At 42.1% G+C, this 12,459-nt stretch carries 6 protein-coding genes; 4 read left to right on the top strand and 2 right to left on the bottom strand.

The window, feature by feature from the left end; all coding sequences use genetic code 11:
- Positions 1 to 576 precede the first annotated feature (576 nt).
- Entirely contained in the window at positions 577 to 1,422 is an 846-nt protein-coding gene (gene dinD, locus ACLRYO_RS04995; protein ID WP_119562616.1) for a DNA damage-inducible protein D, read from the bottom strand.
- A gap of 243 nt (positions 1,423 to 1,665) precedes the next feature.
- On the opposite strand from dinD, the gene ACLRYO_RS04990 reads away from it, so the two are divergent.
- Positions 1,666 to 2,892, top strand: coding sequence for an MFS transporter (locus ACLRYO_RS04990; protein ID WP_077707760.1), 1,227 nt, complete (start codon positions 1,666 to 1,668; stop codon positions 2,890 to 2,892).
- Between the two features lie 153 nt (positions 2,893 to 3,045).
- Positions 3,046 to 3,594, top strand: coding sequence for an SGNH/GDSL hydrolase family protein (locus tag ACLRYO_RS04985; protein ID WP_077707759.1), 549 nt, complete (start codon positions 3,046 to 3,048; stop codon positions 3,592 to 3,594).
- Between the two features lie 162 nt (positions 3,595 to 3,756).
- Here ACLRYO_RS04985 and ACLRYO_RS04980 read toward each other — a convergent pair whose 3' ends face one another.
- The gene (locus ACLRYO_RS04980; RefSeq protein ID WP_004694840.1) at positions 3,757 to 4,749 is read right to left on the bottom strand and encodes a hypothetical protein; all 993 of its coding nucleotides are present in this window, start codon (positions 4,747 to 4,749) and stop codon (positions 3,757 to 3,759) included.
- Positions 4,750 to 5,100: 351 nt separating this feature from the next.
- Between ACLRYO_RS04980 and ACLRYO_RS04975 the strand changes: the two genes are divergently transcribed.
- Both ACLRYO_RS04975 and addA read left to right on the top strand, forming a co-directional pair.
- Complete coding sequence (locus ACLRYO_RS04975; protein WP_413084696.1) at positions 5,101 to 8,658, top strand: PD-(D/E)XK nuclease family protein; 3,558 nt, start codon at positions 5,101 to 5,103, stop codon at positions 8,656 to 8,658.
- Positions 8,648 to 12,403 (top strand): helicase-exonuclease AddAB subunit AddA, encoded by a 3,756-nt coding sequence (addA, locus tag ACLRYO_RS04970; RefSeq protein ID WP_278457330.1) that lies wholly within the window; start codon positions 8,648 to 8,650, stop codon positions 12,401 to 12,403. The genes ACLRYO_RS04975 and addA overlap by 11 nt, the downstream gene beginning before the upstream one ends.
- Positions 12,404 to 12,459: the final 56 nt, after the last annotated feature.

The raw sequence follows: 12,459 nt of genomic DNA, 5'->3' as shown, positions 1-12,459 counted from the left end.
TAAAGGTTTATAATGATATTATGGAGTTGGAATTATAACGAATTGTAACGAATTATAACACAATTTTGCCACCATTTTGCCACCAAAAGAATAAAATAATTTGCCCCCATTGTATGCAGTATGTAATGGGGGCATTTTATTTATATTCTATAAACTAACACTAAAATGTACTGTCAAAATCTATCTTATCTTGAACAAAGTTAACAAATACCTTCTCAAAATTATTCATAAAATCACTCCAGTTTTTGGAAATTCTCATGATTGCAATGACTTGCATAAGGTGGTCATGTAAATCACGTTGACCAATGTCGTTAGTTAAATGTTGATGGCGGGGTGCTTTTAACATGAATTTATATCTTATTTATATGAGTAATTAATAAAGATACGCTTTGATAATATATTGACTATAAAAGCATTGATAGATAGATTTATCAAAATTATCTTTCGTATATACATGAAGTTTTTCTTTAAGTTTTGGCAATGGTTTATAACATTTGATACAAGTAAGTCTATTGCTTTTTGATATATATGCCAGTATAGCAAATGTTTTTAATGGCAATTGTATGGGGAAAGAGATTATTTTTTTTCTAACTTTTTCTGTTCTTTTTCTAATTGTTTAATACTTTTTGGTGGAGTAGGTAGGTCTTCAGGCATAGTACCACCTAATTCTTTAATTGTTTGACGCACTTTTGCACCGACTTCTCGATGCGCTATGTTTGCATTTTCTTTACCTTGAATATTATCGCGACGTAATTTGCCTTCTGTTTGTGTTAATCTAAACAAATTGGCCGCTAATTCCTCACTTCCCATATGATCTAATATTTTTTGTGAAGGTTTCAGCCCTTTTCGCTTATGGATTTCCTTGTTACCTAAGCCACCATATAAACCTTGATAGCCTGAGTTATGGAATTTAGCAAAGTCCTGAGGTGTTTCAACTCCTGCATTATTGGCTGCTTCTGATAATGCTGTATTATGTTCCTTTATATCTTGCCTGATTAGTAATCGACGTTCATCCTCGGACAAGGATATAAATTGTTCTTGCATTTCACGTTCATGAGTTTTAACTGCAAAATAGGTTTGGGCCTGTGCGATAACCGATTTTTTTGAATCGCCATTCATCGCTATCAGGTAACAAGCATATCTAGATAATACAATATCTTGTATCTCTCTATTAGCAACCCCAACATGTACTATTTTCCCGACGTCGGCAAAATGGTCGGAAATAGATAATTCGCTATTTTGACAAGCTATTTTGGCTTTTTCAATAACATTTAAGAAGTTATCCCATTTTGTATATTCTAAAATAGCTTGTAAATCTCGTGCATACCAAAATTCATTTCCATTAGCATCAATTTGTTTGATAGAGTCGAAAGAGTTTTCAGTATTATTGCCTATGGGCTGAATATCATTAAAGAAAAACATAATACAATCTCCTATGCGGGTAATTACAGATTAGTAATATTTTTAGCATCTATAGTTATATTGCTGGAGATACTAAATTATACTATGAATATTAACAACAAAGACTCTTTATTGCTTTCAGTATAGCATAGGTGAAAGCAAATGAGAATTGACGATAGAGAGAATAGTTTTATGTAGCCAATCTTTACTCACTATGATATGCTATCGATATATTTATTAGATATTCTGTAGAAAGGAGCTCGTATGAATCGACTTAGTTTCTCGCGAACTCAAATATTAATTCTCCTTAGCGTGTGGCTCACGTTCTTGTTGAGCTTTGTTATGCGCTTGTCTTGGGCATCTGTTATGCCTATCCTCAATGAGGCATTGCATTTTACAGCTAAAATGGGGTCTCAACATATTTCGGCCTTTTACTTTGGTTATGCGTTAACGGTATTACCAGGCGGTATTTTAGCCGATAGAATCGGTTATAGACGTACTATCTTGTTTAGTTTGATTGGTATGGCTGCTGTAACGGCTTTGATGAGTACCATTACAGACTATAACATGGCTTGGGGCTTGCGCTTCTTGTTAGGCGTTATGTCTGGTCCTGTACAAGCTTCTTGTTTGAGTGCTATCGGCGATCACTTCGGTCCGAACCAACGGGGTGCGGCCGTAGGTATCTTCATGAGTTGTACCTCCTTTGGTATTACTACGGTAAACCTTTACGCACCTTATGTGGCTACACATTACGGTTGGCAAACTGCATTCCTTGCTACAGCCATCTTGCCGTTGGTAGTACTCGTATTATGTTACTTCACGGTGCGTAAGCCGAGTGCAGAAATTCTCGCACAACGAGAAGCAGAGGCTTCCGAAGCGGCTGCTAAGCTTGGCGTAGGACAAACGTCTTTAGTAGAAAACTTGAAGCATATCGTTTCTAACCGTAACATTCGTTGCTTGGCGATTGCGGGATTCTTCGCAACAGGTACGACTTGGGGCGTAACACAATGGGCGAACTTATACATGGTTAAACAATTAGGTGTAACGGCTATCTATGCAGGCCAGGTCATGAGCGTGTTCGGTACGGCTGCGCTAATTGCGAAACCAACGATCGGTATTTTATCTGATATCTTACCAATTAAGAAGAACCATTTAGCGGCTCTCGTTATGTTCTTGTTTGGGCCAGCTTTAATTTTGTTTGCAAGCACGTCAAATCCAAATATGCTCTTTATAACAGGTCCGATTCTTGGTATTGGGGCCTTCATGCATAGTGCGTTGACCAATGCTCTCGTAGTTCAATCTGCAGCACCTCATTTGCGCGGTACTACAGCGGGCTTTGTAAACTTGTTTAACCAAATTGGTGCACTCTTGGCACCACTTCTCTTGGGCAATGTCCTTGTCATGACGGGTAGCTACCAAATGTCTTTGATGTCTATCGCTATAGCTCCTATTATTGGTGCATGTGCATTATTCTTTATTCGTCTTAAATAATATAAATGGATCCGTACATGAATTGCTCTTCTAAAAATTGCGTCTAATTGGAGGGCAGATCAAAACGGATCCTTTTTTGTAATTAATATGTATATTGTGTATGGTATTCTTTTATTATATGATTAAGTCATAGTACAGGAGGGAGGGGTGAAGATGGGAATCATCTGTTTTGGCGATAGCATTACGCGTGGCTATGATGTGCCCTATGGACGCGGTTGGGTCGAAATCTGTGATGCATCCATAGAGGGTGTTAATTTTACAAACTACGGTGAAGATGGCTGCTCCGTACAGGGTATGATTTATAATATTGAAAATTGGGCGGTTACTGCTGTATCCGATCCAACACGTCATATTTTCTTGATGTGTGGCACTAACGATATTTTACAAGGTCGAGATAGTACCTATGTGTACAAGACTTTGGTCAAAGCTATTGAGCTAGCTAGTACAAAAGGGACGGTAATCATCGGTTTAGAAACTCAAATTGATAGCGATATGGACGGATTGGATCTGGTTGTACGAGAGGTTAATGAACAGCTAAAAGCTTACGCAGAGGCGCATAATATTAAAGTTATAGATTTCTATACTACCTTGTTTGAAGCAGATCAAATTGGACAAATTGTCTTTGCCGGAGAGGTTCATCCCAACGAGCGTGGTTATCGATTAATGGCGTATAAGGCATTAGAGGTCTTTACGCGATTATAACGGAGCTATAATAGAACTGGAACGGGATTATAATACAACGTAATATAAAGAACATAAAAACTCCCCTAATGAGTTGCCTCATTGGGGGAGTTAGTGATTTATAGTCTTTTGTGCTAGTGAAAGTTGGGGGCTTTCACCAGATAAAAATAAATTCGTAACGAATTATTTTTTAGATTTAGTAGATACTTTGTTATTGGACACCTTAGCAGATTGTGCAATTGCGTATGCAGTGCCTTTTACTAAATCAGAAGCTTCAGCAGTGTTGCCAGATACGGTTACAGCTGCTACAGTGTCTTCAGTTACTGCGAATAATGCAGTTGCGTAAGGGTGTTGCGCACCATTTGGTACAGTTACAGCACCGGATTTAACAACAATGTAACGACCGTTGTTGTTGAAGATATCGTAATGAGCTGCTTGTTTTACACCATCATAGCTTTCATTGTAAGCGAACAATGCAGCTACTTCACCACTTGCTACTTGACCAGATTGTTGCATGGAACGCAATTTAGCGGCTGCCACAGCTGTTGGTTGAGTCATGTTTACAGTGATGCGCAAAGAGTTGTTATTTACAACTGCTTCAGTGATTACGTTTGTAGAGAATACATTCGCAACACCGTTGCCAGCACGGTTGTAAGAGCTAGCAGTTTTAACTTGGTAGCCATTAGTGTATGCAGGCAAGTCATATGTATAAGTTTTGCCATTTAACAATAAGTCAAACGCATTCAATTGGTTAGCTTTGTAGCGAGAAACGTAGGAGCTGCCGTTGCCATTAGCTGTTACGGAGTTTACAGTTTCTTGGTATACAGGTTGGGCTTCAGTAGGGATAGGATCCATGATTTGAAGACCTACAGCTGTTGTTTGAGGTGCCACAAAGATTGGATCACCTAATTCTTTAGATACAGGCATTTGTTGAGCCATATCGCCTGCTGTATAAGGCACTGCTGGCAATGGTTTGTAACCAGGACGTGGTGCACTTGTGGCATAACTAGTTTGGTAAGCTGGCGTAGCCGCTTGTGGTGCAGGATAAGAATATTGCTCTGCTGAAGCACGTTCATAAGCGCGTGCATTAGCATCGATAGTTGCAGCAAAAGCAGAGAAAGACATTGTTGTAGCTGCAAATACTGCAAAAGCAGTTGCTAAATGTTTTTTGTTCATAATAATTTACTCCTAAATACATGATTTTACAAATAACACAGATACTAACTTGTATTATATAGGAATTCATGCTAATTGTAAATAAAATATAAAATATTATCTTAATTATAAATAAATATAATCAGATGAGTCAAATATTGTACAATTAGCCATAGAATGTCATATTACTATATAATAATAATCAGTATAGTAATTTATTATATCGAAAAATTTCGTTTAATGCTATATCTAATTCGTATAGTGCTACAACTAATTTGTGTAGTGTTATATCTAATGCGTTAAATGATATGAGCAATATACATTTGTGAATTACATCAATTGAGATGGTGAAAGTTTCACTAGGGAGGTCTCATGAGTATTAGCGTCTATTATGGACGGGCTGGATCAGGCAAGACACGTGCCGTATATGAGCGCATACGTCAGGTCATGACAGATTGTCCAGGGGAACCAATAATTTTACTTGTTCCTGAACCTGCCACCTATCGGGTAGAACGGGAGCTAGCTGAATTTATGCCTGAAAAAGGCTTTACTACGGTTCGTGTCGTAGGCTTTGGGCGTTTGGGTTATCAGGTATATCAATCGATAGGCTCAAAAGGGGCTGGTCAATCAAGTTTATCAAGCTTTGGCCGGTCTATGTTGTTGCGCCTTGTAATGAAACGAAAGCAAAAGGAACTGGGGCTGTTAGAACAGGCTACAAAGCGGCCTGAGTTTTCCTCCGTATTGCAACAGCTCTTTTCTGAATTCCGCGCCTTTCGTGTAGGCCCTGCTGACCTAGAACGAGGGGCAGAATCTGTTAAAAATAATGTATTACAAAAGAAATTACGCGAGCTAGCTATCTGTATGTCTGCTTATGAAGAGGAACTCAGTCATCATGGGGAGCGCGACATCGATCCTATCATGGAAATCGTAGAGGCTTTGCCACAATCTCCTCTCATGGAGAATAGCCACGTCTTTATCGATGGTTTTCATTGGTTTACGCCCACACACTACGAGTTGATTTATACCTTGTTTGACTTGGCAAAGGAAGCCGTTATTACTATCGATTTACCGATGGCCCCAAAGGCGTTAAATTTAGCTCGTCGAGGGGAGCATCTTTTCAGCCGCCCTTTAGAGATTTACGACACCTTAGTTGCTCGTTATGGCTCTAGTATCAACTGGGTTGGCTTTGATGGGAAACGAGGCCCTCAAATCGTTCAAGAGCTAGAGGCTAATTATTTTGCTAGCCCTAGTAAGAAAAATACTACAGATGCAACGATTCCGCTTATTCGAGGCTATAACAGGGAACGCGAAGCCGATGCGGTGGCTCGTCGTATTTTAGCCTATATAGAATCATCTGAAGAGGCTCGTTACCGAGATGTATGTATCATGCTCCGCGAGTCTGAAACCTATGGTGACACTTTAGAAAAGGTTTTTGCTCGCTACGGCATTCCGCACTTTATCGACCGTCAGCGGCCTATGAAAAACCATCCATTAGGTGAGCTATTGTCGGCTCTCTTTGATATCGTGCGTTATAACTATAGTCGGGACAGCATGTTCCTCTTGCTCAAGACAGACTTGATGCCGCTTACTCGTGAGGCTGTAGATGAGTTAGAGAACTATGTTCTCGAGTTTGGTATCGACCATTATAAATGGGAACGTGAAAGCTGGCCGTACTTACGAGGCTTTCATGAGGGGCAAGATGAAGAGAGCTACGTAGATGCACCACGCAGAGCACGTGTTAACAAAGCAAGAGAAACTATTATGGATATATTATCTCCATGGTTTGACTTTGCTGCTAATGCGGAGGGTCATACAGGGGCTGAGTGGGGTACACAACTTTATGGTTTATTAGAAATCTTACAAGTGCCAGAGCGGCTCTATGAATGGGCGAAGGACGCAGAAACTATAGGTGATCAAGAATCCAAAGCTAGTCATGAACAGATGTATAATGCGGTTCTTTCCTTTATAGACGAAATTTCTATGGTCATGAAGGATGAAATATTGACTCTGGATGAGATGATGCTCCTCCTCGAAGAAGGCCTTAGCGATGTAAACTACTCTATGATTCCGCCGTCTTTAGACCATGTGGTGATTACCACTATCGAACGTGGTTACAGCCAGTGGTGGCCTAAGGTGTTCGTAATGGGCCTCAACCAAGGCGTATTCCCTCAAAGTATGGGAGATGAAGGCCTCATCAAGGATAAGGAGCGTCAAGAATTGGCCGATGCAGGCATTACCTTAGCAGAAGGGGCCTTGCCGAAGGCTTTCAACGAGAATTTTCTATTATATCTCGCCATGACACGGGCATCCGATTCGTTGACCTTGTCCTATGCGGGCTCTGGTGAGGATGGAACAGGTCTTGAGCCATCCCTCGTTGTAAAGCGATTAGAATCTCTTGGGTACGTAGATCAGGCAGTAGATATTCCTCTCTCCATTGCACCTGATACAGAGGCAGATTACGTGTGGCGCCCACTCCAAAGTCTGTCATTGCTATCTGAGCGTTGGGGGGCTCTCTTTAGTGGTTATGAGGTCAATCCTCTTTGGTGGGGACTCTATAACTGGGCTCGTGAAAGCGAAACTTATCGTCCTCGTTTAGCGGAGGTGTCACGTGGCATTCGAGATAATAACGATGTGCCTGTCATAACGCAGGATTTAGTGAATGGGCTGTTCTTGTCTAAAGGCTACATGTCTGGTTCTGTGACACGCCTTGAACGATACCAACAATGTCCGTTTAAGTTCTATGCCCAATATGGTTTGAAACTAGAACCGCGTCCAGTACGCTCCTTTGGAGCTCCTGAAATCGGTACGTTCTTGCATGCTAATTTAGAGCGCTTAGGTAATTATCTACTAGAAAATAACAAACAATGGCGTGACCTCGACGAAGAGGAACAAGAAAATCTATGCCGTACTGTGGCAGACGAAATCTTGCAAGAAAATCAGCTAGGTGAAGAAACGAGCGATGCCTACCAAAAGGCCATTGAACAGCGTGTACAGAGAACATTACATGTGACGGTAGACCGCCTCATAGAGTGGTCTAAGCGCAGCGATTTTGATACGAAGTATTTAGAGCAAGACTTTGGTCGTCAAGGTGGCTGGGATCCTATTCGGGTCCCTCTTGGTGAAGACCGTTACTTGCGCCTCATCGGACAAATTGACCGCATCGACGAATATACACGGGATGGTCAAACGTATGGCATGGTTATCGACTACAAATCGGGTGGCGCTCATGTGACGGCCCAAGATGTGTATTATGGCCTTAAACTGCAACTCATGACCTATCTGTTGGCTTTGGAGTCCGCTTACGGTAAAACACATGGCGGATCTATGTCCCCTGCGGCGGTGGTTTACTCTTACGTGAAGAACCCGAAAATCCCTGCTGATGCGCCTATATCTTATGAAGATGCCCTTTCGTTGGCTAATGAAAGCGATGCTTGGCAAAACAGTGGGTACTTCTCCGATGATATAGAGCTGTTGACGCATATTGACAATAAGTTTTTGTCCTATGGTTCTAAGCGAGGGCCTTATGTGCCGATTGCTACGAAAAAAGACCAAACCATTTCCAGCAGAGATTTGCGGAAGGTTAAGTCTACAGGCGAATTTGACGTAATGTGCCGCTATACAAATCACGTGATGGCTGAGACAGGCCGTCACATTGGGGACGGGCAGTTTCCGATTAAGCCATATCAATTAAATGGCCTTAGACCTTGTACATTCTGCGATTACAGAACGGTATGTCGCTTTGACTCTAGCCGTAATCGATATAATTATTTGTCTAGATTGTCCGAAGATGATGCATTAGAACGGATGAAAGAGGTCTTAAGCGACGGAAACAACGGAAACAACTGTAACGACAGAAATAACAGCAACGAAAAAAATAACAATAATGACGGAAATAATAGTAGCGAAGGAGGTGAAAACCATGGGGGTTAAATGGACGCCAGAGCAGGAGTCTGCCATTATAGCTCCTAAGGACTCCTCCTTAGATAATCAGACCTTACTTGTTGCGGCTGCGGCCGGCTCTGGTAAAACGGCAGTTCTCGTAGAGCGTATTATTACGCGTCTTAAAGATATGGATAATCCGTTATCGGTTCAAGAACTCATGGTTGTAACTTTCACAAAGGCTGCAGCTCAAGAGATGAGTGCTCGTATTGGGCTTGCCTTGGCTAAAGCCATGGAATCCATTGAGGATGCAGCAATGCAAGAACGCCTTGAACGACAGCTCAATCTATTGACGTCTGCTCATATTTCTACATTGCACTCCTTTTGCCAATGGGTAATCCGGTCCTATTTCTACAAGCTCGATATTAATCCAACGGCTCGTATCGGCAATGAAGCAGAAATGGCATTGCTACAACAAGAGGTACTGGCTGATTTATTAACTAAATCCTATGAAGAGGGTCTTTATAACATCTATGAGCTAGCGGACTTCTTCAGCGACGATAAATCCGATGCGGGCTTAACGGCAAAGATTATGTCCCTATATAACTACGCCATGTCCCTTGCTAATCCTGATGGATGGCTAAGGAAAGCCTTAGAGCCTTATAAAGAGGCCATGACTATAAACCCTAGTAATACGATGTGGGGACAATATATGTGGTCTAATCATTTAGCTGTTATCGACCGTATTCGGGAGCGGTTAGAGCGGATGGAGCAAATTTTACTTGATCCCGTAGGTCCTCATAAGTGGCAAAATATATACGATAATCAACTGGCTGCACTAAGTATGCTTTCAGCAGCTCAATCTTGGAATGATATGGGCGATGCTTGTAAGCATATGGATACCTTTATTAAGGATCAATTCCGTATGGGTTCAAAAGAGGCACAAGCTTATGACCCTATTTTGGTAGCAGAGTTTAAATCTTTGGGTGGTCAAAATAAAGATGACCTCAAAGCCATGGAAACCGCTATATTCACCGTTCCGGAAGCTACCTTGCAAGAGCAGTTTAAGGCTCAATATCCAATCATAGAAGGTCTTGTAGAGCTGACGATTGCTTTTCATAAAGCTTATAGAGACATGAAGCAAGAGCAAGGCATCATGGATTTCAGCGATCTTGAGCATCTATGCTTGGCCCTTCTCGTTGAACCTGGCACAGAGAATGACCCTCAGCCATCTGAAGTGGCAAAGGAACTGCAAGATACTTTCAAAGAAATCATGGTCGATGAATACCAAGATACGAATGGCGTTCAAGAGACGATTATCAACTTGATTTCTCGCGTCGATAATAGGTTTTACGTGGGGGACGTGAAGCAGGCCATTTATAGCTTCCGTATGGCCGACAGTTCTCTATTTATGGAGAAGTACAATACTTACGGTGGTACTGATGCGGTAGAACGACGTATCGACTTGGCGAAAAACTTCCGATCTGACGCAAATATTTTGGCTGCTACGAACTTTTTGTTCTATCAAATCATGACGGAAGAAGCGGCAGAGCTCAATTACACAGAGGCTGAATCGCTCATTCCTGGCCGCATCGTAGAGGATGCGCCAGAGGATTGGGTTGGAGGTGACGTGGAATTACAGCTCTTAGATGTGAGTAAGGATGCGCTTAGCGCTAGTGAAAGCGACGAGGACGAAGGGGATGACCCTGAAAACAACGAGCGTGAGCTAGACTTCATCATTCAAAAAATCAAGGAAATTCATGCTGCTAAGAAGCAGGTGCAAAATCCAGATGGCACATTCCGTCAAATCGAGTGGCGAGACTTTGCTATTTTGCGTAGATCCTTGGCGGGCTGGGGGACGCGTGCCGTAGAAGCCATGCGCCAAGCGGGGATTCCTGCGGTTGTAAATGAGCGAGACGGTTATTTTGAAGCACAAGAGATTCAACTCTTATTGGCGTTGTTATCTATCATAGATAATCCTGAACAAGATTTGCCGATGGCTGCCGTGTTGCACTCTGGCCTGGTAGGTCTTGATGCCAACGAACTAGGTGCATTGCGCCTGTCTGGTGAGGGCTCCTTATGGTCTCTTATGCCAGCCTATGCACAAGAGGCTCAAGATGAGCGTTTATTAGACTTTATTGGTCATATGGAAAGATGGCGCACCCTGTCACGTCGTCACGGTGTGACCGATTTGTTATGGGATATTTACGAATCTCAAGACTATGTAAACTATGTAGGGGCTATGCCGAATGGCCTCGTTCGCCGCGCCAATGTACTCGCCTTATACGATAGAGCCAAGGGCTATGAAGCCTCTGGCTTTCGTGGGCTCTTTAGGTTCTTGCGCTTTGTGGAAAGCTTACGCGACAGCAACCAAGATATGCCTCTTGCCAATGTGGTGAGCGAGGCAGACAATGTGGTGCGCCTTATGACCATCCATAAGAGTAAGGGCCTTGAATTCCCTGTAGTGTTCCTATCTGGTGTACAAAAAAGATTCAACATGATGGACTTGCGTTCAGAGCTTCTTATCGATAAAAATGCAGGTCTTGGTTTGAAAGGGTATTTCCCAGATATTCGAGTGTCCTTCCCGACCATGCCTTGGTTTTATGTGAAAGACGTAAAAGAAGCGGCCCTCAAGGCGGAGGAGCAGCGCATTCTCTATGTTGCCTTGACACGGGCACGAGATAAGCTGTTCATGATAGGCTTTATTAAAGGCTTTAAAAATTCTAAAGGTGTGTTAAGCACCATAGGTGAGCTCATTAAAAATGCGGCTTCCGTAGAAACTCAACAGTTACCGACAGATATTATTACACAAGCTAATACCTATCTAGACTGGATGATTATGGGCTTTGCTCGTCATTTAGATGGCGGTAATCCATTGCGCGTAGCCATCGAGTACGAAGGCCCCACCTATTTTGATTTGCCTGATAAACAGTGTCGTTTAAAGGTTGAAATTCATGATGGTTCTCTCTATGGTGATCTCAATTACAAAGCGGATATTGACGAGACAACAATCAATAAGGTGCGGGACTTAAAAGCTGTTAATTCCGTAGAATTACCGCAGAAAATCGTGGACCGTTTTAACTATATCTATCCATACAACGATGCTACACGACGTACTGCTAAAATTTCTGTTAGTGAATTGAAGCGACGATTCCAAGAACGAGAACTTGAAGCAGGAACTATTGATACTTTGAATGAACCGATTGCAACGGTAGAAGTTTCAGCAGATGCCCTAGCAAACTCCGTATTCGGTCGAAAGCCACAAGCATTACAGTCTGAAGATGATGTATTGACCGGTGCTCAATGGGGTACCTTGATGCATGAGGCTATGCAATGGCTACCTCTTGTGAAGTATACGCAAGCTTCTTTGACGAAAGAACTCGATGCATTGGTGGCGAAAGGGACTTTTACAGAGGAAGAACGGAATTTATTAAGCGATACAAGTTTGTATAAATTTTTCAACTCTGATCTTGGTAAGCGCCTTATCAATGCAAAACGTATCGAACGAGAGTTGCCGTTTAGCATGCTCTTTGAAGGAAAACGCGTATACGATACTTTAGAGGACGGGGAAAATCTGTTCCTTCAAGGTATTATTGATACGGCCTTTGAAGAGGATGGCGAATGGGTTCTCGTAGATTACAAAACGGATCGCGTTACATCCGGAGAAGAACTCATTAAGCGCTATAAAATCCAAATGGACCTCTATAAAGAGGCCTTGCAGCGATTGACGGGAATGCCCGTGAAAGCATGTTACATTTATAGCTTCCGCTTGCATGATGCAATCATTGTGGACTAATGCGCATAGATTCTTATAAATTAATAAACACAAAAGCTCTCTATCCGTTGATAGAG

Origin of the sequence: Veillonella parvula (assembly GCF_047241225.1) — a bacterium.
Classification (GTDB): Bacteria; Bacillota; Negativicutes; order Veillonellales; family Veillonellaceae; genus Veillonella; species Veillonella parvula_O.
Note: the sequence above shows the minus strand (reverse complement) of the source record. Positions and strands in the feature narration are given on the sequence as shown.

Excerpts from the sequence above, each read along its gene's own strand:
- addA (WP_278457330.1), top strand. The coding sequence starts at position 8,648 with ATGGGGGTTAAATGGACGCCAGAGCAGGAGTCTGCCATTATAGCTCCT.
- dinD (WP_119562616.1), bottom strand. The coding sequence starts at position 1,422 with ATGTTTTTCTTTAATGATATTCAGCCCATAGGCAATAATACTGAAAAC.
- ACLRYO_RS04975 (WP_413084696.1), top strand. The coding sequence starts at position 5,101 with ATGAGTATTAGCGTCTATTATGGACGGGCTGGATCAGGCAAGACACGT.
- ACLRYO_RS04980 (WP_004694840.1), bottom strand. The coding sequence starts at position 4,749 with ATGAACAAAAAACATTTAGCAACTGCTTTTGCAGTATTTGCAGCTACA.
- ACLRYO_RS04985 (WP_077707759.1), top strand. The coding sequence starts at position 3,046 with ATGGGAATCATCTGTTTTGGCGATAGCATTACGCGTGGCTATGATGTG.
- ACLRYO_RS04990 (WP_077707760.1), top strand. The coding sequence starts at position 1,666 with ATGAATCGACTTAGTTTCTCGCGAACTCAAATATTAATTCTCCTTAGC.